Here is a 26,611-nt window from a genome sequence, read left to right as displayed (position 1 = left end):
CTAAAGATGTTTAAACAATATAATTTAATATATTTTGTATGTTTAAAAAGATGGTAATACCATCTTCTTAATACATAAGTGAAATATGTTCCTCCATCATTTTGAAGAATCTTTTTGAATCTTCAATAAGTCTTGTTTTATCACTTACATATGATATTTGTTCAAATTCAATATCATTTTTTCCTGCTATTGTATTCCAAGTATCTTCTTTTAGTATATCGGCTTTAAATCTGTAATCAAAGCCTAGTGGTGTGCCATTTCTATTATCATAGGTTAGTTTGAACTTTTTATTATTATGTTCAATAAACCTTATAATGGCTGTATTATTAGTTACTTCTTTTATTGTTTTCATGGTAATTTTATTCCTTCTTCTTTAATTTGTATAATCAATAACTCTGGTACTTCAAACACTTTTGAAAGTGTTTGAATATCTCCTTTACTGTTAAATATATTTCTATATAAAGTTTTAGGGTTTAAGTTATATGGGTCATCTTCACAAATATCAATTATCTGTTTTTGTAAAGATATTTCTAATTCCTCAAAATCTAACATTTTGATTCTCCTATAATTTTATGTTTTATGTAATCATTTATTAACTCCATAAATTCATTACATAATTTGTAATATTCACTATCTAATGCTCTTAGATAATCATAATTTAGAATTTCATCATCTTCTTCTTCAATTTCAAACTTTTTAAGTATCTTCAAAACTTTTAATGATAATTCATCTTCTTTAAGTTCAGTTTTTTCAAAAAGTTTAATTAATTCATTGTGTAATGGTATTGATGAGGAGTGTTTGTAAAAACACCCTCCATCTCCATTTGCATATCCATTATCAAAATATTGGATATGTCCTCCGTTACAAACTTGTTGATTGTATTTTCCAATCAACACAGCAAATTTTGCAAATGAATCATAAGTATCTTCAAACCAATCTAGAATCTCTTTATATGTATAGCCAATATAATTAGTTTGCCACTCTTGGTACATTATATTTAATGTAGCTTGGTGGAAATCATTATCATCAACTTCCATATAAAGTAATTTATCTATTAATTTTTTACTTGGTACTATATTCATTGTAATTCCTTTATTTGCCCAAAAGGTTGTTCTTTGAAATGTATATCTCTTTCAATATGTAATCCAAAATGACCTTTTGTTTGTTCTAATTCTTCTAAGCTAAAATATCCCCATTCAGGATAATGTCCATTTACATAACCAAAGAATATTTTTTCATCTTTATCATACTCTACAGCATACCAAGACCAACTACTATCAGGGGTAAAGAACTTAATCTTTACTATCTTATCTTTTGTAGCAATATTCTCAGTTGCATAAAGTGGTGGTAAATTTTTTGCTTGCTCGTCAGTGAGTAATCTCATTCAATCTCCTTTAATTTAAATTCAATTAAATAATATCTATGGAAAAGAGGTTACTATAGTAAATTAATTTGATAGAAATATACTTATTATTTATCTTTATAACTATATAAGTAAAATGTCTAAAATTTAATTTTTAAAATATTTACAAATGTAATATATTTAATTTTTATGACTACCAATAAGGATTACCTTATTGGTATTCCTTGTGGTAAGTTTTGTTGTTTATTAATACTATTATTAATTAAAATATTTCCATTATAGATATCCTTTATATTATGTTGTATGTCTGTTTTATATATCCAATTAATTGATAACTTATCTACTTGAAATTCCAAATGATAATTTTTTGTAAAATAATCTCTTAATTTATCTAAAGTAGCATATACTTTCGCATTTTTACCATTATATTTAGTATTATCATTTATAATTAAGCTTTCATTAAATAAATTTTTATGTATCTCTTTGCCAAATTGCACATTTCCTTTAGGATATCTATGGTTATGTTGTTTGCAGTAATCTAAATAACTTTCGTGCAATGATGAATTACTAATTAATAAAGTCCCATCTGGTAAAATATGCTGATCTGCATTTGTTATATATCCTTCTGTTAAGCAATTAAACCACCAACTCTCAACAGGAGATAAACTCTCAAGTATTTGATCTTTTTTTGTTTTAGTCATAATGGCTTTTCTCAACATATATTCATATTCAGAATAATCAAACGTCATAAAAAAATACATCAAAGATTCTTTAAACTCTTTTGAAGAAGTAATCTTATACATGTCACTAAAGAATTTTAAATCTCCAACTCTTTTACTTGAAGCTTCTGTATATACATATCTACGATCCCAACGTTCAGTATGTTGTATATACAAATCGTTGGTATCCAACATAATTCTACTATAATTAAAACCATCAAATGCAGGAATTCCTTTTTGTTCAATTGGCATTTTTATTTCAGTAATAATACTTTTTAGTTTTGAAGAATCTGACCGATTACCTGAAAAAAATGATTCATTTGGATAAAGTAAAATTACAGGCAATAAATGTGAATTGAATTTTCCAAATATAAGATTAGGATCAGAAGTTGCAAAAAAATGAATTCCCATTAATGACCCAATAGTATTAACAAAAAATGATTTTCCAGCTCCTTGTGGACCATTTATAAAAAGTGCCGTACCCATTTTTTCAAATGGTTTTTGAAACATATGTGCTATAAAAGCTATAATGTAGTTATAAACATCTTGATTATCATTTGCAATTATTTCCCTTATAAAATTTAAGAAAAAATCTACATCTACAGATTTTTTGGCTTTATATTCCCAACCTTTAAAAATATTATATTCAAACTTTTTAACATCTTTAAAATCTTTAAATACTATTTGATCATAAGTTACTCTTTTATTACTTTTCAAATACAAATCTACTGGTTCATAATATTTACCTTCAAAAAAACTTTTTATATGCTTATTTAATAACTGATTTTTTAATGTTGCAACTTTTATTATATAAAGTTTATCTTTTGAAATATCAAGCATAAAAAAATTAGGTTCTATTACAATACAAGCGTAATTTTTCATTAATTTTAACATCTTATTATTTACGTACATTACATCAAAAATCTTTTGAAATTTATCTTGTAAATCTTTATCTTCGTTTAGTATATTTGAAATAGCTAATATATCATTTGAAGATAGATTTTTTCTAATAATATATCTTGATAATGAATTTAAAACTTTATCTATTGTAGCTGGATAATATTTATTTTGGTGTTTTAGAATTATTCCTATTTGTTCTATTGTAAAATCTATTTGATATGATATACCTCCTCTAACTCTTGAAGAAATTATACAATCAAAAATATAATTAGTATAAAAAACAGCTTTAGATTGACCCTTCTGTGCGTCGAGTGGATCAGCACAATTAATTTCGCAATTAGGCTTTACTATTAAATCCCAAATATATTTACTTCCACTTTTATCAGTATAAATAATATCGTTTACATTTAATTCACTAGTTTCAATTTGATTTTTTATTATTCTTTGAGCCTCTATTTCAGAGCATTTATAATTTACAATTGTAGGGCCTATTTTAGATTCTATATATTTATTTCTGATTTTTTCTATTTCATCTTTTTTTTCTAACTTTGCCTTTTCTATTTTTAAACTAGGGTCGGGTAATGAATTTATATCAAATTTTGATAGATCTAAAGCTCTTTTTGAACCTTGATTTTTATAAATATACTTTTTTTCTAATAATATTAAAGGAGAAGCTACAGTGGGAATTGTTTCAAATTTTAATCCACTTTGCGTTAATTTTAATGGCATCTCATCATAAATATAAACAGCTCTTGATGAACCATTTTTATCTATTTTAATAGCAAATTTATCAAGTTCTATGGCTTGTCTTTTCAAATATTCAATGAAGTTTTTTAAATTTCCAATAGTTACCATACAAGCTATAAAATATAAATGAAAACCATTATATTTTTTTAATGGTAATTGTGTTTCACTATCAAATACTAATGAGGAGCTAGATTGAGTTATTAAACATTCACAATGTTCTAGTTCTGGAACTAATTCAATCATTTTTTTATATAAGTCTTCTCCTGAATCAACTACTAATCCTAAATTTTCATCAGGATCATGGTCTATACAAATTAAATTTCCTTCTTCATTTAACTCAAGATATTCATTCGATCTAGATATAATCTTATTATCTAAATTTTCATTCCCTTTATATGTAATTTTTGCTTCAATAATTTCATTAATAGGTTTACCACATATCAAAGCTTCATTTATTTGAAGTTTTTTTATTTCTTCAGCTAATCCTTCTATAGAATCTTTTACATAAACTTTTAGGTCACCTGTTGCTGAATTAGCACTTGAAGTTTTAATTATTTGTCCATCACATTTTACATAATTCTTATTCGTTGGACAAGATAATGAAACTATACTAAATTTAAAATCTTTAAATATTGTTGTTCTATTTTCCATTAAAAAACTCCACTACTTCTTTTGTATCAAACATTGTGCAACCTTTTGAAATTTTTGTAGCCTTAAGCTTATTTTGTTTTGCGTATAACCACACAGTCGAAAGTCCAATATTAAAGTTTTTTGATACATCCTTGGCTTTTAATTTCATAGGCAAGTAATCATATATATTAATTTCTTTTTTCATAAAAGAATCCTTTATTTTAATGTTTTATAAAAGTTTAATTTCTGTAGATATCTATTAAAAAATAAACCTTCAAGATATGTGAAGAAGCTCTATTTGACTTCTCTGATGAAACTTTATATAATTTAATCAAGTAGGTGGGTGTAGTAAAGTTCCATGTTTTAAAAAAACATTTATAAAGAATAATAAAATGAACGAAATAGTAGAAATTAGCTATATTAATATATATAGATATAAATTTTTAAAAAGAAAACTTAGATATTTTTATGCTAAAGAAAATGTTTTTTTTGATTATTATAAAAATAATGTTATAAATGATTGTATAATGGATAATTCTTCTGACAATATTAAGCATTACCAATTAATCGAATTATTTTTCAAATTAATGATTTTTGATAAAAATCCTTCGAAGCCTAAATTGTCTGAACACAATATTATTGAAATTGAATACTTTCGAAATATAATTATTTTAGAATTTGTTTTAAATGAAATCAAATACAATAAATTTAATAAACAAGCTATTATTGATATTTCTTTACCTAAAGTATTATATGTGTTAAAGAATAAAAATTTATATTATGAAATGACTACAAGTATTTATTATGATATTTATAAATATCTATTACAATTTGTTAGCTCCGAACATTTATATTTAAAAGAAAAAAATGAAAAACATTTTTATATATATGATAAATACTTAAACAACTCATTTGAAAGAACGAAAGATATTTTTATAAGAAAAGATTTTAAATTAGAAAGTTTTGTAGATATTTTATATGAAAATTTTAATATTAAATTTGACGATATAATACAAAAATGTAATGATAAATTGGAAAAATTTGAATATGCTTTTATAAATTATTTTACAACTGTAAAAACAGCTAGTAATATTGATAAAAATACATATTTACAATTAAAAATAAATTTACTTAAAAAAAATCGACATTTTTTTTCTTTTTTTGAAGATTTTGATATTGATACTGTAATCATTAATCAAGAAAAAAAAGAAGTATTTCCTCTTTTTGTAATTTCATTAAGAAATGCATTACTTAGAAGTTCTTTGATAGAAGCTATAAGAGACAAAAATCATTTAAAAATACTTAAAAGACTTTTAGAAAAATTTATAAAAAATAAATATGAACCTTTAAATAATCGTGTAGAAGCATATATATATTTAATTATAATTTTAAATCGAGATATAAGGTTTAAAAATTTAGATACTGTTTTTCTTTGTCATTATTTATGTTTATCATGCAAGCAGACTGAAAGATTTATAAAAACAAAGATATATTTAGAAAACATTGATTCATATAATAAAATCAGTGATGTTTCAATGGATGTAAAAGCTGTAAGGAAATTTTATTATTTATTAGATAAAACCTATTTTGAAGACAATGATATAAAATTTTTTTTAGAGAAACATATAAAAGAAGACTATAAATATTTTAACTTTGTTTTACGTGAAGATCTTAAGGAATTACTAGAAAAAGAGAGAATTATAGAATCATATTATTATCTTTAGAATTTTAGATTTATTATTTAATCTTTATTTCTTAGACTTAAAATAAAATCACTCCAAAAATAAACTATTGGTTTTATATGTTCTAAATAATTACTTTTATTGGTATAAGCTCTTACTGTTTTTGAATTATTATGATGATCAAGAAGTTTTTCTTTTACTTCAAAACTAAATTTATTTTCAGTATCTAAAGTATCTAACAAACTTCTACATGTACCTCTAAATCCATGAAGCGTAATTTTTTTACCTATTGACTCATCATTAAAACCCATTATTTTCAATGCTTTATTAGGGCTTTCATTATTTATTGGACTTCTATTATTTGTTCCTAAGAATACCCATTTTTGGTGACCACTAAATTGAAATTGCTCTTTTAGAATTTCAATAACTTCTTTACTCATAGGTAACCTAAAATCTTCAAGATTTATATCTTTTATTTTCATCTCACTTCTTGGAATTGTTATAATCTCTTTTTCAAAATTTATATATTCCCATTTCATCTTACAAATATTTTCAGCTCTAAACGGAAGATGAAGAACTAACTTTAAAGCACCTCTTATTGAATACGAACCCCTATACATATATATGGCATTGACTAATTCTTTAAAATTGTCTATATCTGTAATTTTTGGGAAGTGTCTAGTTTTTCTAGAAGGAATAATATCTCCTTTTTTTATATCATTTAGAATATTTCTATCACAAAACCCTTTATATACTGCATATCTAAATAAACTATCTAAATATGAAAAGATTTTTGAACTCACATCATAGCTTTGTAGAAGTTTAGCTTCAAGTACTTTTACAACATCTTGGATTGCTATCTCTCTAATATGCTTATCTTTTAAAAAAGGATAAATATCATTCTCGAATGTTCTTACTTTATTTATATGAGTAGTTGATGCTGTTTTTTTTTCTTCTTTTTTTAACCATTCACTAACAATATTTAAAAAATTTCCTTCTTCTTCTAAAATATTTTCTTTTTTTAAATTTTTATAATATTCTATTGGGTCAAGATTAATATTTATTAGCTTTTGGAATTCTTCTCTTTTATTTCTTGCTTCTTTTAAACTAACTGTAGGATATGTTTTAAAAGTAGTTTTTCTAGTTTTACCATTTAATGTAAATCTAAATTCCCAAATTTTACTACCTGTAGTATCTACTTTTAATCGTAATCCACCACCATCATTTAAGTAATATACTTTATCTTTAGCTTTTGCATTTTTAACTTGTATATCTTTTATTATATCTAGCTGTGCCACATGATTCCTCTAAAACATATTTATTATCAGACTTCTAAGATTTTATTAGGGCGTAAATTTTAGCTATTTTTATCATTTTTAAATTACGCCCTATTCTACGCCCTAATTTTCAATAGATTTGATTATATTATTTTAGACTAATTTAGATTAACATTTGTTTTAAAATTCGATTTTAAAGGGTTAATTAGATTGATTTAGATTGATTAAGATTAGTTAGTGGCACGCCTGGTAGGAGTCGAACCCACAACCCCTCGGGTCGAAACCGAGTATTCTATCCAGTTGAACTACAGACGCACTAAAAATTAGGATTGAAGTCTATCCTAATTTTGCTTAAAAATTTTAGAAGAAAATATTGTCTAAAACTATTAAAAATAAAAAAACTATACCTAAATATCCATTTACTGTAAAAAATGCTTTATCTATTTTTCTAAAATCTTTTGAAACTAAATAGTGTTCATAAGATAACATTATAGCACTTACTAATACCGCTAAATATGCTAAATATGAACTTTGTGAATAAATCACAAATAAAAGCCAAAAAATCACTGTTAGAAAGTGAAATAATTTTGATAAAAGCATAGTTCTCTCTGCACCAAAAATAGATGGAATTGAGTGAAGTCCAAGTTTTTTATCTACATCAATATCTTGTAAAGAGTATAGTAAATCAAATCCAGCAACCCAAAATACAATTCCAACACTTAGTAGAATAACCCAAAAAGGTACAGTTTCACTCACAGCAACTACTCCTGCAATAGGTGCTAAGGCTAAAGATATCCCCAAAATAATATGTGCAAGATATGAAAATCTTTTAAAATAAGAGTATGAACCAATAATTATTAAAATTGGTAGTGATAAAATCAAAGCTAGTTCATTTACAAAATATGCAACTAAAATAAATGCAAAAGCATTTACTAAACAGAAGATAAACATAGCTCTTGGAGATATTCTACCATCTACATTTGGACGATTTTTTGTTCGTGGATTTAGTCCATCTATATCTCTATCCATAAAACGATTGAAGCCCATAGCAAAGTTTCTAGCTGTAACAGCTGCTAAAATACCTAATACAAAAAGTTTAAATCCAAACCAAGGAGTTCCATTTACTTGAGAAGAAGATACAACCATCGCAATAAAGATAAATGGCAATGCAAAAACAGAGTGTTGAAACACTACAAGTTCACTGAAGTCTTTTATTTTTTTTATTATTTTTTCCATAGGCGAAATTTTATCGAAGATTAATTAAATTAAAGCTTTTTGGGTTATAATCAATTAATCCAAAAAAAGAGTTATTATGAAAAACTATATATTTATTATTTTTTTAACTGTTTTTTTATCTGCTTGTTCTACAAAGATTGACAGATCTATCGAACAGTCAAATGTTCAAGATGTTTCAGAGCTTATTTTACAATTAGCAGAAAAAGAAAAAGAGATAAATGATATTATAAAAGAGCTTGAACAGTGCAATGCAACTAAAAAAAGAGAACAATGAAAGAAATAGCAATCATTGGAACAACAGCTTCTGGAAAAACATCTTTATCTCTTGAAATTGCTTCAAAAACAAACTCAATTATCTTATCTTTAGATTCTCTTTGTGTTTATAAAGAAATAGATATTGTGAGTGCGAAACCGACAAAAGAAGAAATAGGGGATATTGTACATTTTGGAATAGATGAAGTTTATCCAAGTCAGACTTTTGATGTAGTTGAATTTTTAAATTTATATAAAAAAGCAAAGAACTTTGCACTTGAGAATGAAAAAAATATCATCATTGTAGGTGGTACAGGATTTTATTTAAAAGCACTTATTGATGGGCTTAGTATCGGAGTTGATACAAAAATAAATCTTGATAAAAGTATAGATGAAGCTTATGATTTTCTTTATAATATAGATAAAGAGTATATGCAAAAAATAGAAAAAAATGATAAATATAGAGTTGAAAAAGCTTATGCAATATATAAACAAACAAACTTAACTCCAACAGAATTTTTTAAACAAAATCCAAAAACTCCTCTAGCAAAAGATTTAAAAATTTTTGAAATATTATGGGAAAAAGAAGAACTTAAAAATAGAATAGCTTTAAGAACTAATCAGATGCTAAGAGCAGGACTAATAGACGAAATAATATATTTAGAAAAAACATATAATAGAAGTCCAAATTGTATGTCTAGTATTGGTATAGTAGAAACATTAGATTATTTAGATGGAAAAATATCAAAAAAAGAACTAGAAGAAAAAATCGTTTTAAATACTACAAAATTGGCAAAAAGACAAAATACTTTTAATAAAGGTCAATTTGAAAATAAAATTTCAAATATAATTCCTAGCTTAAATTCAGAGATTATTAAGTATTTCTCGATATAATCGCAAGTTCAAAAGTTTGATAAAGGACTTGCAAAGACTTGCTCTTTTGTCATTCGTTAATTAAAAAAAGGAAATTGGAATGAAAAAAGATATTCATCCAGATTACAAAGTTTGCACAATTACTTGTTCTTGTGGAAATAGTTTTGAGACAAAATCAAATGTTGAAACAATGAAAATTGACATTTGTTCTTCTTGTCACCCATTCTTCACAGGAGAGCAAAAACTTGTTGATGCTGCTGGAAGAGTTGAGAAATTCAAAGCTAAATATAACATGGCAAAATAGTACAATCTTATGTTGTGCTTAGTTCCAACACCAATAGGTAATCTTGAAGATATTTCTCAAAGGTCTCTTAAAGTCCTATTGGAAGCGGAACTAATCTTTTGTGAAGATACAAGAGTTACAAAAAAACTTTTAAATCTTTTAGCTGAGAAATATAACTTAGATTTTTCAAATAAGGATTTTAAATCTTTTCACTCTCACAATGAAAATCAAATTTTACAAAGTTTAGATAAAAATACTTTTTCTAAAAATGTTGTTTATGTAAGTGATGCAGGAATGCCTTGTATTAGTGATCCTGGTGCGACTTTGGTAGATTTTTGTATAAAAAATGATATTCCTTATGATGTAATTCCTGGAGCAAATGCAGTTTTAACAGCCTTTGCTATGAGTGGATTTAAAAATACAGAATTTACTTTTTATGGTTTTTTAGATCATAAAGGTGCAAGTAGAAATGCAAAACTTGAAGAAATTTTAAGTAGTAATAAATTGGGTATTTTATATGAATCACCACATAGACTTTTAAAGCTTCTTGAAGAGCTTAAAAATAAAGATGAAAATAGAACAATATTTTTAGCAAAAGAGATATCAAAACTTCATCAAAAAACATATAAAGACAATGCAAAAAATCTTTATGAACTTTTTTTGAATATTGATATAAAAGGTGAGTGGGTTGTTGTGATTGAAGCAAAAAAACAAATTGGCTTCAATCTTGAATTAGATGATATTCTACCTTTAGATTTAGCTCCCAAAGTTAAAGCAAAGCTTATTGCAAAGCTTACAGGTGCTAGTGTAAAAGAGGTTTATCAAGAAATATTGGATAAAATCGCAAAATGATAATATACGGAAAACAGATAGTTTTATATGTCCTAGACAAACACCCAAATTTAGTAGAAGAGGTTTTTTTATCAAAAGAAGTAGATAGTAAACTTTTCTCAAGATTTGTAAAATTAGGTAAAAAAATTCATAGAGTTGATAATCAAAAAGCTCAAGCTTTAGCAAAAGGTGGAAATCATCAAGGACTTATTGTAAAGCTTAGTGAATATGAATATACTTCATTAAAAGAGATAAAAAATATGAATTTTATCTTAGTTTTAGATGGAGTTACAGATGTTGGTAATATTGGTGCTATTAGTAGAACTGCTTATTCTTTAGGTGTTCAAGGACTTATAGCTTCAAATATAAAAACTATAAATAATTCTGGATGTGTTAGAACAAGTGCAGGAGCATTACTTGATTTACCATTTTGTATTCATCCAAGAAGTGTAGATTTAGCAAGTGAATTAATAGACGCTGGATTTACTTTAATTGGTGCAACTATGGATGGAATTGATTTAAAGAAATATGGAAAAATTGAGAATACAGATAAAGTTGCTCTATTTTTAGGAAGTGAAGGAGAAGGAATATCTCCAAAAGTTGCTAAAAAACTAGATTTAAAAGTATCAATTAAAATGGAACATGAATTTGACTCATTAAATGTATCTGTTGCAGCAGGAATATTAATCTATAATCTAAAAAAATAAAAAGTGGAGAGTATTATGAAAAAAATATTATTAAGTATTGCTTTATGTTTAAGTTTAAATGCAGATATTAATCAAGCAGTACAAGGAATATTAGGTAATTCAGAATATAATACTCATAGAAATTTAGTAAATCGTCTTTTTCAAAATCAAAATGAATTTTATACTAATGGAAGATTAGACTATACAAAAGTATCTCAAACTTTACAAAATAATAACCTTCTGAAATTAAATTTAGGTAATACACAAGATATTGATGTAACTTTTATTTTTAATTCAAGTCCTAAAAAATCTTTTAGAAATATAAATGACATTTTAAAAGCTATTGGTCAACAAAATTTTATAACAACAAATCAAGTTTCGTTAGATAATCAACTAAAATGGAGTATAAAAGTACAAACTGCAGCCGCCATTAACCCTCTTCGATTATCTAGAGAGTTACAATCTGTTAATTGTCAAATCATAGATATAAAAAAAGAGGGAAATAATAAATGGAGTTACTATATAGACTCTAGTAAATCTTCAATATATAAAGCTGAAGATTTGGTTACAAAGGCTTCAACAACACTTAGAAAGCCAATAAAACCATATATTTTAGAAATATCAAATACGGATAGATTATCTATTAGTTCAAATAATGGAAGCAATTGGTATCCAAGTATTACTTTCTATGATAATGATTTTAGTGTAATTGAAGTTTTTGAAGATAGTACTTTGCATAAAAACTTACAAGTTGATGTGCCAAATGATACAAAATTTGTAAAAATTGATGATTTTTATGCCCTAACAAATATAAGAAATGGGCTTACAGTTACTAAGGAGTAATAAAATGTTTCCAGAAATTGAATTTGAAAGAATGAAAAGGCTTCCAAACTATGTATTTGCAGAAGTAAATGCTATAAAAATGGAAGCTAGAAGAGCAGGTGTTGATGTAATAGATTTTTCAATGGGTAATCCAGATGGTCCTACACCAAAACATATCGTTGATAAATTAAAAGATGCTTCAAGTAAACCAAAAAACTATGGTTATAGTGCAAGTATTGGTATTTATAAATTAAGATTAGCTATTTGTAATTGGTATAAAAGAAAATATGGAGTTGATTTCTTAGATCCTGATAAACATGCTTGTGCAACAATGGGTTCAAAAGAAGGTTATGTACATTTAGTTCAAGCAATAGTAAATGTTGGAGATGTAGCAGTAGTTCCAGATCCAACTTATCCAATTCACTCTTATGCTTTTATGCTAAATGGTGCTGCAATACATAAGTTTGAATTAGTTTTTGATAAAGAATTTAAAGTAGATGAAGATTTATTCTTTAAAAGTTTACAAAAAACAATAGATGAATCTATTCCTAAAGTAAAATATGTAGTTGTAAACTTCCCACACAATCCAAGTTGTGCAACTGTAACACCAGAGTTTTATACAAAACTTGTAGCTATGGCAAAAAAAGAGAGATTTTATATTATTTCTGATATTGCTTATGCTGATATTACTTTTGATGGATATAAAACTCCTTCTATTTTCCAAGCAGAAGGTGCTTTAGATGTTGCTGTTGAATGTTTTACTTTAAGTAAATCATACAATATGGCTGGATGGAGAGTAGGGTTTATAGTTGGAAATGAAAAACTTGTAGGTGCTTTAAAAAGAATTAAATCATGGCTTGATTATGGTATGTTTGCACCTATTCAAATAGCAGCAACTGTTGCTTTAGATGGTCCACAAGATTGTGTAGATGAAATAGTTTCTAAATATGAAAAAAGAAGAGATATTATGCTTAAAACATTTGCAGAAGCTGGTTGGATTATGGATAAACCAAATGCTTCTATGTTTATTTGGGCAAAAATACCTGAAAAAGCTCAACATTTAGGAAGTTTAGAATTTTCTAAACAACTTTTAAGAGAAGCTCAAGTTGCTGTAAGTCCTGGTATTGGATTTGGACATTATGGTGATCAATATGTAAGAATTGCTTTAATTGAAAATGAAAAAAGAATTAGACAAGCTGCAAAAAATATCAAGAGATATTTAAAAACATTATAATAGGATTTAAGAATGCTTAGAGTTGGAATTATTGGAGTAGGAACAGTTGGAACAAGTGTTGCAAATATTTTAAGAGATAATAAAAATATTATTACTGCACGAGCAGGTATTGAAATTGTTCCTACTATTGGAGTAGTTTCAAATTTAAACAAAAAAAGAGATGTAGAAATAGAACTTACAGATGATGTTTCAAGAGTTTTAGAAGATGATAATATTGATATTGTTGTTGAACTAATGGGCGGAATTGAAAAGCCTTATGAAATTGTAAAAAAAGCTTTAGAAAATGGTAAAGCAGTTGTTACAGCAAATAAGGCTTTATTAGCATACCATAGATATGAACTTCAAGAACTTGCAAGTGATACACCTTTTGAATTTGAAGCAGCAGTTGCAGGTGGAATACCTATAATAAATGCTTTGAGAGATGGACTTAGTGCAAATAATATAAAATCTATTCAAGGTATTATGAATGGAACTTGTAATTTTATGCTTACAAAAATGATAAATGAAGGTGTAGCCTATGATGTTATACTAAAAGAAGCTCAAGAATTAGGTTATGCAGAAGCTGATCCAACTTTTGATGTTGGTGGATTTGATACAGCTCATAAACTTTTAATTCTTGGTTCTATTGCTTATGGTATAGATGTAAAACCTGAAGATATATTAATAGAAGGTATTCAAAATATATCTAGAACAGATATAGAGTTTGCAAAAGAGTTTGAGTACAATATAAAACTTTTAGGAATTGCAAAAAAAGTAGAAAATCAAATAGAACTTAGAGTTCATCCAGTTTTAATTCCTCAAGATAAGATGATAGCAAAAGTTGATGGAGTTATGAATGGCGTATCTGTAATCGGAGATAAAGTTGGTGAAACTATGTATTATGGAGCTGGAGCTGGTGGAGATGCAACTGCTAGTGCAGTTATAGCAAATATCATAGATATTGCTAGAAAAGGTAAAGGTTCTCCAATGCTTGGTTTTGAGAAACAAGTTGGTGAGAAACCAACTCTAATGTCAAAAGATGAAATAAGAACAAAATACTATCTAAGACTTGAAGTTGCTGATAAATCAGGAACTTTAGCAAAAGTTGCAAAAGTTTTTGGTGATAATGATATATCTATTGAAAATATGATGCAAAAAGCTAAAAAAGATGCAAAAGCAAACTTACTTCTTACAACTCATACTTGTGTAGAAAAAGATATTATAAAAGCTATAAATGAATTAGAAAACTCTGGTGTAGTTCTTAAAAAACCTGTTATGATAAGAATAGAAGACTAATCTTCTACTCTTTTTTATATAAATACTCTAAAAGTGCAGTATCTTTAAAAAATTGATATTTTTTAATCAAATTATCTTCAATATATATCAAAGCCATAAAATCTGTTTCATAAATCTCTTTATTTTTTAATATCTCATATTTTAAATATCCTTTCACAAATATACTATTTTCATTTTCTCCAATACTTTCAATACTAAAATCTAAAGTTTTGTAGTATTCATTTAAATGGGTAAAAAACTCTAATAACTCTTTTTTGTTACTATATTTTCCATATAAATCAGGAAAAATAGGGCTAGTTTCTTTTACAGCTATGTACTCTATATTTTCATCAACTAAAGATAAAGCTTTATTTATATCTTTTTTACCTAAGGCTTTATAAAAACTACTTACAATATATTTTTTATCCATAGATATTTTTAAATTTATAAACTCTTTTGTAGAAATATTTGCTCCAAAATGATGAACAATATTTTTGATAAAAAACTCTTTCTCTTCTTTTGTAAAACTACTTGTTGCATCATCTATTACTATAGAGTTATATCCTTTATCATGTGCTTCTCTAAAAGTTGATTCAACACAAACATTTGTAGCATAACCTGTCATATACAAAGTTTTTATACCATTATTTCTTAAAATTACATCTAAATTTGAACCAGCAAATCCACTAGCACCCAATCTTCCACTTACTACAAATTCATTTTCTTTTGGGGCAAAATCTTTATGAAAATCTTTACTTTTTCCTTGCCAAGTCTTAACTTGTGGAATAACTACCCTTAATCCATATTGCCCATTTCCAAACTCTTTATAGTCATCACTTAAAATTAAAGGAATATGAATTACTTTCATACCAATTTTTCTTGCATATTCTAAAGCAATTTTTGAGTTTTTTATAGACTCTTCAAACTGCTTTTTATCTTTCATAAGTTTATATAATTTAGAATTTTTATCTAACCACTCATTTTGGTACTCTATTAGCACCAAGGCAGAACTTTTTAGATCTAAGTCTTGCATTTTACTATCCTTCGAATATAGATTTACTACAAAAAGTAGTGTTACTAAAATTATTCTTGTCATATATTTTCCTTTTTTGTAGATTAGTTACAATCATTGTTGAAAATTTAAGATAATTTCCCTTAATTGTAGATTAATTACAAAACAAGTACAATATATTACAATTTAAGGAGATAAAATGTTTGAAGATTTATTTGACCCAAATTTAGTATCAAAACTACTTGTAACTATTGGTGATGTATCAGAAGTTACAGGAATACCACAAAGAAAACTTAGATATTGGGAAGATAAAGGGATTATTCAATCTTCTTGTCAAAAAGATGGAACGACTAGAAAATTTGATTATTTAAATATAAAAAAGATACTTTTGATAAAAGAGCTACTTGATGAAGGTTTTACTTTAGAAGCTTCAGTTAAAAAAGTAGAAGATAGAGTTGAAAAACTTCAAAGTGCATTTGATAAATTAAAGCAAATAAATGAAAACTAAGGCAAAGCCTTAGTTTACTATTTTGAAACTATTTCTTTTCAGCTTCAACATCAACTTTAATTTTTACTTCTTCACCAACAGCAACTCCACCTAATTCAATAGCTTTGTTCCATTTTAAATCAAAATCTGTTCTATTGATTTTACCTTCGAGTGCAAAACCAACTTTATTTCCTAAAACAGAAATATCTTCAACTTCTAAAGTAACAGGTTTTGTAATTCCTCTAATTGTAAGATTTCCTTTCATTTTACCTTCATCACCATCTGCTTTATATGAAGTCATTTCAAAAGTCATTTTTGGGAATTTATCACTAGCAAAAAAGTCATCACTTCTTAAGTGGTCATCTCTTTTTTCAATCCCTGTATCAATAGATTTTGTTTCTACTGTTGCACTAAATTTTTTGAAAGTTTTTGTTGCTTCATCAAAATCAATATCTGCATCATAAGCTTTAAAACTACCATGAACATTTGTAATCATCATATGTTTTACAGTAAAACCAACATTTGAGTGAGCTTTATCAACTCCATATTGTGAAGCACTCAATAATCCAGCAGTTAATACTATCGAACTTGCAATTTTTGAAATCATATTCATATTTACCCCTTAAAATTAATTTGTATTCAATGATATAATTTTAGAATTAATCAAGAATTAATCATTTGATTTTCTCTTTTTTCTTAATAACTATGTAAAAGATTGCTGGAATTACAACAAGTGTTAAGATAGTTGAACTTATCATTCCCCCAATCATAGGAGCTGCAACTTTTTGCATAATTTCACTACCAATTGAACTAATATACATAATTGGAATTAAGCCTCCAAATATTGCAAAAAGAGTCATAAGTTTTGGTCGAAGTCTTAAAACTGCTCCATGATAAATAGCTTCTTTTAAATCGTTATCAGTATATTCTTTTATTTTTAGTTTCAACTCTTTTAGTGATTCATCAAGATATAAAATCATAACTATTGAAGTTTCAGCAGCAACTCCTAAAAGTGCTAAAAACCCAACAATAACTGCTATTGATATATTAAATCCTAAAAACTCAAGATAAAAAATACCTCCACTTATTGCAAAAGGAAGAGTAAAAAATATTATCAAAGTGTATGTCAAATTTTTTAATGCTAAATATATTAAAACAAAAATAAATAGTAAAACTATTGGAATAATTAATTCTAACTTCTTCATAGCAAGTTCTAAAAATTCACTCTGTCCTGACCACTCAAAATAGTAACCAGTTGGTAACCTTAAATTTTCTAAAAGTTGATTTGCTTTATCTTTGTACTCTTTTATAGAATAGTCTGTTTTAGGACTTATATAAACATAAGCAACTTTCAATGCTTTTTCAGATTGAATAATAGAAGCAGATTCTTCATAATTTAAAGTAGCAAATAGTTCTAAAGGCTTAAATCCTAGTTTTGTTTTAATTTGAAGATTTTGTAAAGCTTCAATATTTTCTCTTTGGCTTGCTTCATATCTTAAGCTTATTGGATATCTTTCTAATTTATCTAAAAATAATGATATTTGTTCTGCTCCAACTCCTAAAGATAAAGTTTGTAAAACATCATCTTTTGATATTTCATATCTTGATATTGCTTCTTCATCTAAAACTATGTTTAGATAGTATCCTTGATTTATCTTATCTGCACTTACGCTCATAGTTCCTTCATGATTTTTAAGAATACTCTCTATTTTAGAACTCTCTTCTTGTAAAACTTGTAAATCATTTCCATATAGTTTTATTCCTAATGGAGTACGAATTCCTGTAAGTAACATATCTATCCGACCTTTTATAGGATATGTCCAAGAGTTTACAAGTCCAGGGATTTGGAGTTTTTTATCCATTTCATCTATTAACTTTTTATATGTCATTCCTTCTCTCCACTCATTTTGTGGTTTAAAAGTTATTATTGTTTCAAGCATTGCAAGTGGTGCAGGATCTGTTGCTGTTACTGCTCGTCCAGCCTTTGCAAACGAATTTTCTACTTCTGGAAAAGATTTTATAACCATATTTGTTTTTTGTGCTAACTCACGTGCTAAATCAACACCTATTCCATAAGGAGTTACAGGCATATACATAAAAGTTGCTTCATTTAAAGTTGGCATAAACTCCCATTTTTGTTTTGAATATGTGTAGATAGAAGTTAGAAAAATAGCTAAAAAGATTGTCAAAATAAAATATCTGAATTTCAAAGCAAATCTTAATATTGGAGAGTACAGTTTAATAAAAAATCTATTTAAGATATTTTTATCTTCACTTATAATTTTACCTTTTATAAAATATATCATCAAAATAGGTACCACTGTAATAGATAATATTGCTCCACTAAACATAGCAAAAGTTTTTGTAAAAGCTAATGGTGAAAATAGTTTACCTTCTTGACCACTGAGTGCAAAAATAGGTAAAAAAGATACTACAACCAAAAGTAGGGCAAAGAAAATAGGGCGTCCAACTTGTTTTGCTGATTTTAATATTATCTCTATTTTTTCATCTTTTTTTAGATTTTCTTTATTTTGTAGATGTTTATGTGCATTTTCTACCATAACAATAGTAGCATCAACCATAGCTCCTATTGCAATAGCTATCCCACCTAAACTCATAATATTTGAACCAATACCAAATAGTTTCATAAGTAAAAAACTCAAAATAACAGTCAATGGTAGAGTTATGATAATAATCAATGCACTTCTAAAATGGAATAAAAATAGAGCAACTATAAGCATAACTATCAAAGATTCTTCAATCAAAGTTCTTTTTAATGTATCTATAGCATTAGAAATCAAAGAAGTTCTATCATAAACTTCTACTATTTCTACATCATCTATTTTTAAAGTTTCTAATTTAGCTTTAACTCTTTGTATTACATCGTAAACATCTGCACCATATCTTGTTACAACTATTCCACCAACTGTTTCACCTTCTCCATTTAATTCAGCAATTCCTCTTCTATCTGTAGAAGTAAGATTAACTTCAGCAATATCTTTAATTTTTAATGGAATATTATTTAGAGTTTTTATAGTTATATCTTCAATATCTTTTTTAGATTTTAAATATGCTCTAGCACTGATTATTCTCTCATAACCATTTTCTAGTAAAATTCTTGCTCCACTATCATTATTGTTTTTTTCAAGAGCTTCTTTTATTTCTAATATACTTAAATCATATTGCACAACTTTATCTTGATTTAAAGTTATCTCATAGTTTCGTACAAATCCACCAACTGATGCTACTTCACTAACACCATCAACACCTAAAAGACCATATTTAAAAAAGTAATCTTGCAAAGTTCTAAGTTCATCTAAACTTCTATTATTTGATTTTAAAGCATATTCATAAGCCCAACCAACTCCAGAAGCATCTGGTCCTAGTTTGACTTTTGCTAATGATGGAAATGTTCCTTGTAAAGTAGAAAGTTGTTCTAATATTCTACTTCTTGCATCATATAAATCATATCCATCTTTAAAAATCACATATATCATAGATGTTGAGAAAGAACTCATAGCTCTTATAGTTTCAATATTTGGTAAACTCATAAGATTTGAGATAAGAGGATATGATATTTGTTCTTCTATCGTTTTGGCACTTTGATTTGCCCACTCAACTTCTATTATCACTTGATTTGCAGATAAATCTGGAATTGCATCTAAACTTGTATTTTTTATAGCCCATATTGAAGAGAAAGCTAATAAAAATGTTATAAATAATACAATAAAACGATTTTTTACACTTAAATCTATAATTCTTTCAACCATATTTTACCACTCATCAGGAGATTTTATATCATACAATCTATTTGTCATAGCATCTGCATCATATAAGAATAAAGTATTGTTAATAACCTCATCACCTTGATTAAGACCAGAAAGAACCTTATATTTATCGCTAGATATTCTTTTTGCTTCTATAATCTTTGGTTCAAACTCTCCATTTTCTTTTGGAATAAAAACATAAAAATTATCTTCTTTTTTTATAACTGCAGTTTTAGGAAGTGTTAAAACTTCTAATTCATCTTTATAGATTTCAACTTTTCCAAACATAGATGGTAAAAGATTCAAATCTTTATTTGGTACGATAAATCGAATATCAACTGTTTTAGTATCTTCATTGAAAACTGGATATATAAAATCAATTCTTGATGATATAGAATTTTGTATTCCATCAAATCTAATATTTGCATTCATTCCTATTTTTAGGAAAGCCAAGTCTTCTTGATAAACAGATGCTATAAACCAAAGCTCATCTAAAGAAGCTATTTTAAATAGTACTTCACCTCTTTGTATATAACTATTGTTGTTTATATTTTTTTCAATAATTATTCCATTTATTGGTGAAGATACTAATATACCATTATTTGTTACCTTTCCATTTATAATTTTAGCTTGTTCATTTTTTGCTATTGCAAAATTATCTAATTTTGTAATAGCACTTTTATAAATATTATTATTCAATTCTTTAGCTATTTGTATCTCTTGCTGAATAGAATTTATTTCTGATGAATAAATACTATATAAAGTTTCACTCTTTTTTATATTTAGATAGTTTTTATTCGCATTTAAATACGTAATATATCCATCAAATCTACTTACAATATCTACTGTTTTACTTTCATCTATTTTTGTAATCCCGTAAAAAATTTTTGATTCTTTTACAAATTCTTTTTTTACTTTTACTCTTTCTATATTAAATAATTGCTTCGCATCTATTGGGTTTGCACTTAAACCAATAGCTATAAAAGAAATAAAAAATATCAATTTTTTCATAGTACACCTTTATTTGAATAGTATATAAGTTCGCTATAATTTTCAAAATATTTTGCTAACTCTTCATTTGCTTTTATTTCATAATCTAATAATTCATTCAAATTCTTTACACTCTCTTCTAAATTTGCCTTTTCAAAAATAGTACTATTTTCTAGAACCTTTTGAAGTTTCTGTTTTAAAGGGATAATTTGTTTTTGAATAATCTTATAATTTTGTTTACTTTTTTCTAAATTATTTAAATATATCTTTGTTTGTAATTTTAAATTATGTATTTGGCTTTTCTGTTTATCATTTGTTTCATTCGCATTTAAATTCGCTTTTAATTTATTAATATTCTCTGTTTTATATATGGGTAATGGCATACCAATACTAATATTTGCATAATCTTGATCTTTATTTTGCATATACTCTACACTCAAAGTAATTGATGAGAATTTTTTTGCTTCTTCTAACTTTGCATAATCTTTGTATCGTTGATTTGTAAGTTCTAAAATCTTTATTTGGGGGTGAGTATAAAAACTATCTTCAATAATGTTATTATCAATACTCTTAAACTCTAGATTTCCACTTAGATTGTCAATATTTACATAAGTTATTATCTCTAAATTTATGTATAAATTTTCTATTGTTGTTTTAAGTTCATTTATTTGTATATCTATATCATATTTAGATATTTGTGTATTTAAAATCTCATTAAAATTTGCTTTTTCATACTTATATAATTTTGAATATAAATTTTCTAATTTATCTTGATTTCTTTTGTATTGTTCTAAAAATTTTAATCTATTTTCTAAGATTAGAATATTGTATGAATATGAATATATCTTTGATTCTAGTTCAAGTTTTTTATCATCTAAGACTATCTCTTGTATATTTCTATCTTTTTTAGCAATACTTTCTTCAATATCAAGTTTATATCCTATAGGGATAGCTTGACTTATCTCCACTCCATACTCTTTTTGATCTCTTATGTAGTTTTTGTTTAGCATTATCATATTTGTTTTAAACTCTAGCATAGGGTTTTCCCAATTTTTTGCTAGTTTTATTTGATGATTTGCAACTTCAATAGATTTTTCAAGCCCTTTTAAGTCATAATTTTTGGAGAAACTACTATTTACTAACTCTTCTATTGTAGTTGCACTCAAAGAACTTATGATTATGCTTAAAACAAAAACTACCTTTTTCATTAGAAACTTACACTACTTTTTATAGAGTGAACTTTATCATCTGATGTTTTAAATCTCAGATTATATTGCCAAGTTCCATCCATACAAAAATTAATCATAAATTTATATTGATTTGATTCAAAAACACCTTCTCCATCATGATCCATATATGGCATTCCTGGCATTTCAGGCATAAAAAATTTCACTCTTAATTGTGCATCTTCTACTATCTTTCCATCTTTTGTTATTTTAGTAAAGAAGTCATTACTTCCAACACTTAAATCTCTTTTACTAACTAACTCTACACTATAACCATCTACTTCAAACTTCTCATTTAGAGAATTAGCATTTAAAAAAGTAGCTGCTAAAAATAGTGATATGAACACTTTAAATATATTTCTCATATTTATCCTTTATTTTTAATATTTGAAAATCTATCTAAAAAAGTGTGGAGTTTGTGTGGAGTTTATAAATATAAAGAAATTCATTATATTTATCTGCAATATTATTCTATGCAAAAGAATTTCTAAACAATATAATTTCACTTAATAAATTAAAAAAGGATAATATATGTCTAAATATATACCATTTATTCTATTTTGGACTCTTGGGATAATTTGGGGAACAAATTTTATATATATGAAATGGTCTAGTGAGCTTTTGAGTGAAATTCAAGTTGTTTTGATAAGAGTTTTATTTGGGTTTATTCCAGTGTTTTTATATGCTTTATATCTAAAAGTTATAAAACTAGAACATTTAAAATATAGTTTTCATTTTTTTGTAATGTCACTGTTAGGAACTTCAATATACTACTTCTTCTATATAAAAGGTGCTGCTCTTCTTTTATCTGGTGTTGCAGGAGCAGTAAGTGGAACAATACCTCTATTTACTTTTATCTTGGCTACTATTTTTATTAAAGAACAAAAAGTAACTCTTTCTTTAGTTTTAGGTATATTAATAGGATTTTCAGGAGTTGTACTTATATCAAAACCTTATGATAGTAATTTATTCGAATCAAATTTTGAAGGAATATTTTATATCCTTTTAGGTTCATTTATATTAGCTTGTTCTTTTGTATATGCAAAAAGATTTTTATCTCCTTTAAATATACATTTTGCAGCTCTTACAACTTATCAATTAGGTTTTGCAGTTGTAATACTTGCTTTATTTACAGATTATACAGGTATTGAAAATATTTTATCAGATAATCATAAATTTTATGGACTTATAATAGGACTAGGACTTTTAGGAACAGGAATAACAACTATTCTTTACTACTATTTAATACAAATAATTGGTCCAGTTAGAGCATCTTCATCAACTTATATACCTCCTGCTATAGCACTTTTTATAGCATATTTTTTAGTAGATGAAAATATAACTTTTATCGATTTAGTAGGAACTATTTTAATATTCTCAGGAGTATTCTTAATAAATAAAAAAAAGAAGCCTTAGGCTTTTTTTTATTTATTTATAGAATTGATATATTCAAAAGGTGTTGTTCCATAAACTCTTTTGAAAAGCCTATTAAAATGAGAAAGGTCAGAAAAACCAAATTCTACAACTGCACCATATAAATCTTTTGTTGAATCAAGGTAGCTTTTAGCATGATTTAACTTTGTATTTAAAAAATATTGATATGGAGTTATTCCAGTATTTTCTTTAAACCTTCTAATAAATTGAAACTTTGATAAATTAAACTCTTGAGATATTTGATCAAGATTTAAAATATCTTCAAGCTCATAATATATCATCTCTTTTGATTTTTTTATAAAATCTTTCTCTTTATTATAAGAAAAAACATAATCTTTCTTAGTAAAATTATCAACTACTTTTAAAAACTGTTCACTAAAAAATAGTTCATCTTGTTGAGTTAATACTGCATTTGAAAGTTTTAATAAATCTTCTTTTAATTTTTCATTATAAATTAATGATGAAGAGAACTTTATTATATCTTTTTGTTCCATTGCTTCTAAAAGAAGTTGAGGTTTAATAAGTAATAAAATATATTCATAATTTCCATATAAGCTTTCATGTATTTGCTCTGGATTAAAGATAGTTATACCATTTTCATAAGAATTTATAGGCTTTCCATCTAATATATACTTTTGCTCACCTTTTAAAGTGATTGCAAAGTGATATTCTTCATGAGAATGCTTTTTTAAAATCATATTATTTACATCTGCTTTTAATACAGTAATTCCTAATCTATTTTTATATATTAATTTATCTTTCAATAGCTATCTCTTTTAAATTTTTTGAATTATACATTTTGAAAGTTAAAAAATAAGTTTAAATATAGTTCCTTTATTCTCAACAGAATTAACTTCTATTTTTATATCATATTTTTTACATATCATATTTACGATATTTAAACCTAAACCAAAACCACCACTTTGATTTGTAGCACGATAATATCTATTAAAAATATCTTTAATCTTATCTTTTGGTATCCCAATACCACTATCTTTTATAATAAGTGAATTATTTTTTAAAATAAGTTCTATTTTCCCATCTTGTTTATTATATTTTATTGCATTTGAGAAAAGATTATTAAAAAGCCTTATAAAATCATCTTTGTTTATTTCATAAAAAAACTCATCTAAATCCAATGTAATAGTTAGCTTTTTTCTTGTAATCATTGGTTCAAAATTTGCTATTTCATCTTTTATAACTTTAGAAATTTTAAGATTCTCCATACTTTTTTTATCAATATTCTCTAAAAAAACATATGTTAAATCTTTGTATATTTCACTTATCCTTTTTGCACTAAATTTTATTCTCTCCAACTGCTTTTGTGTTATATTTTCACTATTACTAGACATTATTAAAGCAGTTATGGGAGTATTTAATTCGTGTGTTGTATCTTTTATAAAATTATTTAATCTTTCTCTTTCATCTTTTATTGGTTTTAAAAATAGTTTTGCAAGATACCAGCCAACAAGAGTAATGATTGAATAAAACATTAAAAATATAAACACAATATTTAATTTTAATTTAGATATTTTCCCCTTTAAACTTTTATCTTTTAAAACAATATACCAAACTCCTAAATGTCCTACCGCTGAACTATCCACAATAATTAACTTATTTTTATCTTGATAAAAATTTAAAGAGAAATCAAAATTATCTTTTAAATTTCCAAATAAGAGATTTTGATGCATATCATAAAATGATATTTCATATTCATTTAGATATTTGTTTTTATCAAAGTCTCCATTTGTCATATGTGAAATAATGATTTCATTAGAAGCTTTTGAAACTATATTTTGCATATTAGATTTTGCTAAATCTATATATAATATTTTTTCATTTTGATAATAAAAAAATGTTGCAAGTATCATTAGAATAAAGGATGATCCTAAATAAAGACCTAAAAAACTAAAAAAACTCTTTTTTTCACTAGATGTTAAATCTATATCCAACTCCTCTAATATTTAATATTCTTTCTTCACCTAAAACTTTTCGTAAATTTTTTATATAAGTTCTTATAGTTGAACTATCAATACTATCCTCATAGCTATAAATATTTGTTATAAGTTCATCTATACTTATTGTTTTAGTAGAGTTTGTAACTAAATATTGTAAAACTTCACTCTCTTTTTTAGAGATATTATATACCTTTTCATCTTTTATAATATTATAATTTTCTAAATCTATATATACATTTTCATCTATTTGTATTTTCAAATCTATATTAAAAAGCCTTTTTATATTATTGATTCGTAAATCAAGTTCCTTTAACTCAAAAGGTTTTCTAATATAATCATCGCATCCACTTTCAAAACCTTTTTGCATATCTTCTACCATACTAAGAGAGGTTATAAATATTGCTGGAGTTTTTATATTATGATTTCTAAGTTCTTTTAGTAAATCAAATCCATTTAAATCTGGAACATTAACATCAAGTATAAGTAAATCAAATTTTTGTGAATATAAATAATCCTGTGCTTCATTTGCACTAAAAGTCGTAAAAACTATATGATTTTGTGTGATTAGGTGTTCTTGTAAGATTTCATTTAAGATCAAATCATCTTCAAGTAGTAGGATTTTCATTTTAGAAAGTTTAGTGATGTAAAAACATCACTAAATCATTTTTAGAATCTTCTTCTTGGTTTTTCTTCTCTTGGTTGAGCTTCATTAACTCTTAGAGTTCTACCTTCAGTTTCTTTTCCATTTAAAGCTTCAATTGCCTCTTGTCCAGCAGATTGTTCAGCCATTTCAACAAATGCAAAACCTTTAGATCTTCCTGTTTCTCTATCCATTATAACTTTTGCACTTTTAACTGCACCAAACTTAGCAAAAATTGCTTCAACATCATTATCATTCATTCTGTATGATAAATTACCTACGTAAATATTCATAATTCTTATCCTTTG

Annotated in this window: 29 protein-coding genes and 1 tRNA gene; 11 read left to right on the top strand and 19 right to left on the bottom strand. The window is 25.6% G+C overall.

Features of this window, described 5'->3' with window-relative positions; genetic code table 11:
* Positions 1-67: 67 nt before the first annotated feature.
* From ALANTH_RS00460 to ALANTH_RS00435, 6 genes are all read right to left on the bottom strand, one after another.
* Positions 68-352 carry a hypothetical protein gene (locus tag ALANTH_RS00460; protein ID WP_026807148.1) on the bottom strand — a complete coding sequence of 95 codons (285 nt, stop codon included), beginning with the start codon at positions 350-352 and terminating at the stop codon, positions 68-70.
* Positions 349-552, bottom strand: coding sequence for a hypothetical protein (locus ALANTH_RS00455; RefSeq protein ID WP_026807147.1), 204 nt, complete (start codon positions 550-552; stop codon positions 349-351). The genes ALANTH_RS00460 and ALANTH_RS00455 overlap by 4 nt, the downstream gene beginning before the upstream one ends.
* A complete protein-coding gene (locus ALANTH_RS00450; RefSeq protein WP_026807146.1) occupies positions 546-1,082 on the bottom strand; it encodes a DMP19 family protein in 537 nt (178 codons plus the stop codon). Before ALANTH_RS00450 ends, ALANTH_RS00455 begins: the two co-directional genes overlap by 7 nt.
* A complete protein-coding gene (locus tag ALANTH_RS00445; protein ID WP_026807145.1) occupies positions 1,079-1,384 on the bottom strand; it encodes a DUF2958 domain-containing protein in 306 nt (101 codons plus the stop codon). Before ALANTH_RS00445 ends, ALANTH_RS00450 begins: the two co-directional genes overlap by 4 nt.
* A 185-nt stretch (positions 1,385-1,569) precedes the next feature.
* A complete protein-coding gene (locus ALANTH_RS00440; RefSeq protein WP_026807144.1) occupies positions 1,570-4,380 on the bottom strand; it encodes a DUF5906 domain-containing protein in 2,811 nt (936 codons plus the stop codon).
* Positions 4,370-4,564, bottom strand: coding sequence for a MerR family transcriptional regulator (locus tag ALANTH_RS00435; protein WP_026807143.1), 195 nt, complete (start codon positions 4,562-4,564; stop codon positions 4,370-4,372). Before ALANTH_RS00435 ends, ALANTH_RS00440 begins: the two co-directional genes overlap by 11 nt.
* A gap of 187 nt (positions 4,565-4,751) precedes the next feature.
* Between ALANTH_RS00435 and ALANTH_RS00430 the strand changes: the two genes are divergently transcribed.
* Positions 4,752-6,083 (top strand): hypothetical protein, encoded by a 1,332-nt coding sequence (locus ALANTH_RS00430; RefSeq protein ID WP_026807142.1) that lies wholly within the window; start codon positions 4,752-4,754, stop codon positions 6,081-6,083.
* 17 nt (positions 6,084-6,100) lie between these two features.
* Here ALANTH_RS00430 and ALANTH_RS00425 read toward each other — a convergent pair whose 3' ends face one another.
* The 3 genes from ALANTH_RS00425 to mqnP form a co-directional block, all read right to left on the bottom strand.
* On the bottom strand, positions 6,101-7,339 hold the full coding sequence (locus tag ALANTH_RS00425; protein ID WP_026807141.1) for a tyrosine-type recombinase/integrase: 1,239 nt from the start codon (positions 7,337-7,339) through the stop codon (positions 6,101-6,103).
* A 217-nt stretch (positions 7,340-7,556) separates the two neighbouring features.
* Positions 7,557-7,633: transfer RNA gene (locus ALANTH_RS00420), tRNA-Arg, on the bottom strand.
* Positions 7,634-7,678: 45 nt separating this feature from the next.
* A complete protein-coding gene (gene mqnP / locus ALANTH_RS00415; RefSeq protein ID WP_026802906.1) occupies positions 7,679-8,554 on the bottom strand; it encodes a menaquinone biosynthesis prenyltransferase MqnP in 876 nt (291 codons plus the stop codon).
* A 76-nt stretch (positions 8,555-8,630) separates the two neighbouring features.
* Between mqnP and ALANTH_RS00410 the strand changes: the two genes are divergently transcribed.
* The 8 genes from ALANTH_RS00410 (at position 8,631) to ALANTH_RS00375 (ending at position 14,810) form a co-directional block, all read left to right on the top strand.
* Positions 8,631-8,828, top strand: a complete 198-nt coding sequence (locus tag ALANTH_RS00410; RefSeq protein WP_026807140.1) for a putative periplasmic lipoprotein — start codon at positions 8,631-8,633, stop codon at positions 8,826-8,828.
* Positions 8,825-9,700 (top strand): tRNA (adenosine(37)-N6)-dimethylallyltransferase MiaA, encoded by an 876-nt coding sequence (miaA, locus tag ALANTH_RS00405; RefSeq protein ID WP_026807139.1) that lies wholly within the window; start codon positions 8,825-8,827, stop codon positions 9,698-9,700. The genes ALANTH_RS00410 and miaA overlap by 4 nt, the downstream gene beginning before the upstream one ends.
* A 79-nt stretch (positions 9,701-9,779) precedes the next feature.
* Entirely contained in the window at positions 9,780-9,983 is a 204-nt protein-coding gene (gene rpmE, locus ALANTH_RS00400; RefSeq protein ID WP_026802903.1) for a 50S ribosomal protein L31, read from the top strand.
* Positions 9,984-9,992: 9 nt separating this feature from the next.
* Entirely contained in the window at positions 9,993-10,814 is an 822-nt protein-coding gene (gene rsmI, locus ALANTH_RS00395) for a 16S rRNA (cytidine(1402)-2'-O)-methyltransferase (RefSeq protein WP_026802902.1), read from the top strand.
* Positions 10,811-11,500 carry a 23S rRNA (guanosine(2251)-2'-O)-methyltransferase RlmB gene (gene rlmB, locus ALANTH_RS00390; RefSeq protein WP_026807138.1) on the top strand — a complete coding sequence of 230 codons (690 nt, stop codon included), beginning with the start codon at positions 10,811-10,813 and terminating at the stop codon, positions 11,498-11,500. The genes rsmI and rlmB overlap by 4 nt, the downstream gene beginning before the upstream one ends.
* Positions 11,501-11,515: 15 nt before the next feature.
* Positions 11,516-12,322: a hypothetical protein gene (locus ALANTH_RS00385; RefSeq protein WP_167555479.1), complete on the top strand. Its 807-nt coding sequence runs from the start codon at positions 11,516-11,518 to the stop codon at positions 12,320-12,322.
* A 4-nt stretch (positions 12,323-12,326) separates the two neighbouring features.
* Positions 12,327-13,535, top strand: coding sequence for an LL-diaminopimelate aminotransferase (locus ALANTH_RS00380; RefSeq protein ID WP_026802899.1), 1,209 nt, complete (start codon positions 12,327-12,329; stop codon positions 13,533-13,535).
* Positions 13,536-13,547: 12 nt separating this feature from the next.
* Positions 13,548-14,810, top strand: a complete 1,263-nt coding sequence (locus ALANTH_RS00375) for a homoserine dehydrogenase (protein WP_026802898.1) — start codon at positions 13,548-13,550, stop codon at positions 14,808-14,810.
* A 4-nt stretch (positions 14,811-14,814) separates the two neighbouring features.
* Here the strand turns inward: ALANTH_RS00375 and ALANTH_RS00370 are convergent, their stop codons facing one another.
* Complete coding sequence (locus tag ALANTH_RS00370; RefSeq protein WP_026807137.1) at positions 14,815-15,885, bottom strand: isochorismatase family protein; 1,071 nt, start codon at positions 15,883-15,885, stop codon at positions 14,815-14,817.
* A gap of 115 nt (positions 15,886-16,000) precedes the next feature.
* Between ALANTH_RS00370 and ALANTH_RS00365 the strand changes: the two genes are divergently transcribed.
* Complete coding sequence (locus ALANTH_RS00365) at positions 16,001-16,309, top strand: MerR family transcriptional regulator (RefSeq protein ID WP_026802896.1); 309 nt, start codon at positions 16,001-16,003, stop codon at positions 16,307-16,309.
* Positions 16,310-16,337: 28 nt separating this feature from the next.
* Here the strand turns inward: ALANTH_RS00365 and ALANTH_RS00360 are convergent, their stop codons facing one another.
* The 5 genes from ALANTH_RS00360 to ALANTH_RS00340 form a co-directional block, all read right to left on the bottom strand.
* On the bottom strand, positions 16,338-16,901 hold the full coding sequence (locus ALANTH_RS00360; protein ID WP_026807136.1) for a YceI family protein: 564 nt from the start codon (positions 16,899-16,901) through the stop codon (positions 16,338-16,340).
* Between the two features lie 61 nt (positions 16,902-16,962).
* Positions 16,963-20,058 (bottom strand): efflux RND transporter permease subunit, encoded by a 3,096-nt coding sequence (locus tag ALANTH_RS00355; RefSeq protein WP_026807135.1) that lies wholly within the window; start codon positions 20,056-20,058, stop codon positions 16,963-16,965.
* 3 nt (positions 20,059-20,061) lie between these two features.
* Positions 20,062-21,066: an efflux RND transporter periplasmic adaptor subunit gene (locus tag ALANTH_RS00350; protein ID WP_026807134.1), complete on the bottom strand. Its 1,005-nt coding sequence runs from the start codon at positions 21,064-21,066 to the stop codon at positions 20,062-20,064.
* Positions 21,063-22,253 (bottom strand): TolC family protein, encoded by a 1,191-nt coding sequence (locus ALANTH_RS00345; protein ID WP_026807133.1) that lies wholly within the window; start codon positions 22,251-22,253, stop codon positions 21,063-21,065. The genes ALANTH_RS00350 and ALANTH_RS00345 overlap by 4 nt, the downstream gene beginning before the upstream one ends.
* Positions 22,253-22,636, bottom strand: coding sequence for a FixH family protein (locus ALANTH_RS00340; RefSeq protein WP_026807132.1), 384 nt, complete (start codon positions 22,634-22,636; stop codon positions 22,253-22,255). The genes ALANTH_RS00345 and ALANTH_RS00340 overlap by 1 nt, the downstream gene beginning before the upstream one ends.
* Positions 22,637-22,802: 166 nt before the next feature.
* Between ALANTH_RS00340 and ALANTH_RS00335 the strand changes: the two genes are divergently transcribed.
* A complete protein-coding gene (locus ALANTH_RS00335; protein WP_026802890.1) occupies positions 22,803-23,687 on the top strand; it encodes a DMT family transporter in 885 nt (294 codons plus the stop codon).
* Positions 23,688-23,695: 8 nt separating this feature from the next.
* Here the strand turns inward: ALANTH_RS00335 and ALANTH_RS00330 are convergent, their stop codons facing one another.
* The 4 genes from ALANTH_RS00330 to ALANTH_RS00315 are packed head-to-tail and all read right to left on the bottom strand — an operon-like array spanning position 23,696 to position 26,596.
* Entirely contained in the window at positions 23,696-24,469 is a 774-nt protein-coding gene (locus ALANTH_RS00330) for an AraC family transcriptional regulator (RefSeq protein WP_026802889.1), read from the bottom strand.
* 42 nt (positions 24,470-24,511) lie between these two features.
* Complete coding sequence (locus ALANTH_RS00325; protein ID WP_026807131.1) at positions 24,512-25,576, bottom strand: sensor histidine kinase; 1,065 nt, start codon at positions 25,574-25,576, stop codon at positions 24,512-24,514.
* A gap of 58 nt (positions 25,577-25,634) precedes the next feature.
* Positions 25,635-26,288 carry a response regulator transcription factor gene (locus ALANTH_RS00320; RefSeq protein ID WP_026807130.1) on the bottom strand — a complete coding sequence of 218 codons (654 nt, stop codon included), beginning with the start codon at positions 26,286-26,288 and terminating at the stop codon, positions 25,635-25,637.
* Between the two features lie 41 nt (positions 26,289-26,329).
* A complete protein-coding gene (locus ALANTH_RS00315) occupies positions 26,330-26,596 on the bottom strand; it encodes an RNA recognition motif domain-containing protein (RefSeq protein ID WP_026802886.1) in 267 nt (88 codons plus the stop codon).
* Between the last annotated feature and the right edge of the window lie 15 nt (positions 26,597-26,611).

Source organism: Aliarcobacter lanthieri (genome assembly GCF_013201625.1).
GTDB lineage: Bacteria > Campylobacterota > Campylobacteria > Campylobacterales > Arcobacteraceae > Aliarcobacter > Aliarcobacter lanthieri.
This window is presented reverse-complemented; position numbering and strand designations above follow the sequence as displayed.

Excerpts from the sequence above, each read along its gene's own strand:
- ALANTH_RS00460 (WP_026807148.1), bottom strand. The coding sequence starts at position 352 with ATGAAAACAATAAAAGAAGTAACTAATAATACAGCCATTATAAGGTTT.
- ALANTH_RS00455 (WP_026807147.1), bottom strand. The coding sequence starts at position 552 with ATGTTAGATTTTGAGGAATTAGAAATATCTTTACAAAAACAGATAATT.
- ALANTH_RS00450 (WP_026807146.1), bottom strand. The coding sequence starts at position 1,082 with ATGAATATAGTACCAAGTAAAAAATTAATAGATAAATTACTTTATATG.
- ALANTH_RS00445 (WP_026807145.1), bottom strand. The coding sequence starts at position 1,384 with ATGAGATTACTCACTGACGAGCAAGCAAAAAATTTACCACCACTTTAT.
- ALANTH_RS00440 (WP_026807144.1), bottom strand. The coding sequence starts at position 4,380 with ATGGAAAATAGAACAACAATATTTAAAGATTTTAAATTTAGTATAGTT.
- ALANTH_RS00435 (WP_026807143.1), bottom strand. The coding sequence starts at position 4,564 with ATGAAAAAAGAAATTAATATATATGATTACTTGCCTATGAAATTAAAA.
- ALANTH_RS00430 (WP_026807142.1), top strand. The coding sequence starts at position 4,752 with ATGAACGAAATAGTAGAAATTAGCTATATTAATATATATAGATATAAA.
- mqnP (WP_026802906.1), bottom strand. The coding sequence starts at position 8,554 with ATGGAAAAAATAATAAAAAAAATAAAAGACTTCAGTGAACTTGTAGTG.
- ALANTH_RS00410 (WP_026807140.1), top strand. The coding sequence starts at position 8,631 with ATGAAAAACTATATATTTATTATTTTTTTAACTGTTTTTTTATCTGCT.
- miaA (WP_026807139.1), top strand. The coding sequence starts at position 8,825 with ATGAAAGAAATAGCAATCATTGGAACAACAGCTTCTGGAAAAACATCT.
- rpmE (WP_026802903.1), top strand. The coding sequence starts at position 9,780 with ATGAAAAAAGATATTCATCCAGATTACAAAGTTTGCACAATTACTTGT.
- rsmI (WP_026802902.1), top strand. The coding sequence starts at position 9,993 with ATGTTGTGCTTAGTTCCAACACCAATAGGTAATCTTGAAGATATTTCT.
- rlmB (WP_026807138.1), top strand. The coding sequence starts at position 10,811 with ATGATAATATACGGAAAACAGATAGTTTTATATGTCCTAGACAAACAC.
- ALANTH_RS00385 (WP_167555479.1), top strand. The coding sequence starts at position 11,516 with ATGAAAAAAATATTATTAAGTATTGCTTTATGTTTAAGTTTAAATGCA.
- ALANTH_RS00380 (WP_026802899.1), top strand. The coding sequence starts at position 12,327 with ATGTTTCCAGAAATTGAATTTGAAAGAATGAAAAGGCTTCCAAACTAT.
- ALANTH_RS00375 (WP_026802898.1), top strand. The coding sequence starts at position 13,548 with ATGCTTAGAGTTGGAATTATTGGAGTAGGAACAGTTGGAACAAGTGTT.
- ALANTH_RS00370 (WP_026807137.1), bottom strand. The coding sequence starts at position 15,885 with ATGACAAGAATAATTTTAGTAACACTACTTTTTGTAGTAAATCTATAT.
- ALANTH_RS00365 (WP_026802896.1), top strand. The coding sequence starts at position 16,001 with ATGTTTGAAGATTTATTTGACCCAAATTTAGTATCAAAACTACTTGTA.
- ALANTH_RS00360 (WP_026807136.1), bottom strand. The coding sequence starts at position 16,901 with ATGAATATGATTTCAAAAATTGCAAGTTCGATAGTATTAACTGCTGGA.
- ALANTH_RS00355 (WP_026807135.1), bottom strand. The coding sequence starts at position 20,058 with ATGGTTGAAAGAATTATAGATTTAAGTGTAAAAAATCGTTTTATTGTA.
- ALANTH_RS00350 (WP_026807134.1), bottom strand. The coding sequence starts at position 21,066 with ATGAAAAAATTGATATTTTTTATTTCTTTTATAGCTATTGGTTTAAGT.
- ALANTH_RS00345 (WP_026807133.1), bottom strand. The coding sequence starts at position 22,253 with ATGAAAAAGGTAGTTTTTGTTTTAAGCATAATCATAAGTTCTTTGAGT.
- ALANTH_RS00340 (WP_026807132.1), bottom strand. The coding sequence starts at position 22,636 with ATGAGAAATATATTTAAAGTGTTCATATCACTATTTTTAGCAGCTACT.
- ALANTH_RS00335 (WP_026802890.1), top strand. The coding sequence starts at position 22,803 with ATGTCTAAATATATACCATTTATTCTATTTTGGACTCTTGGGATAATT.
- ALANTH_RS00325 (WP_026807131.1), bottom strand. The coding sequence starts at position 25,576 with ATGATACTTGCAACATTTTTTTATTATCAAAATGAAAAAATATTATAT.
- ALANTH_RS00320 (WP_026807130.1), bottom strand. The coding sequence starts at position 26,288 with ATGAAAATCCTACTACTTGAAGATGATTTGATCTTAAATGAAATCTTA.
- ALANTH_RS00315 (WP_026802886.1), bottom strand. The coding sequence starts at position 26,596 with ATGAATATTTACGTAGGTAATTTATCATACAGAATGAATGATAATGAT.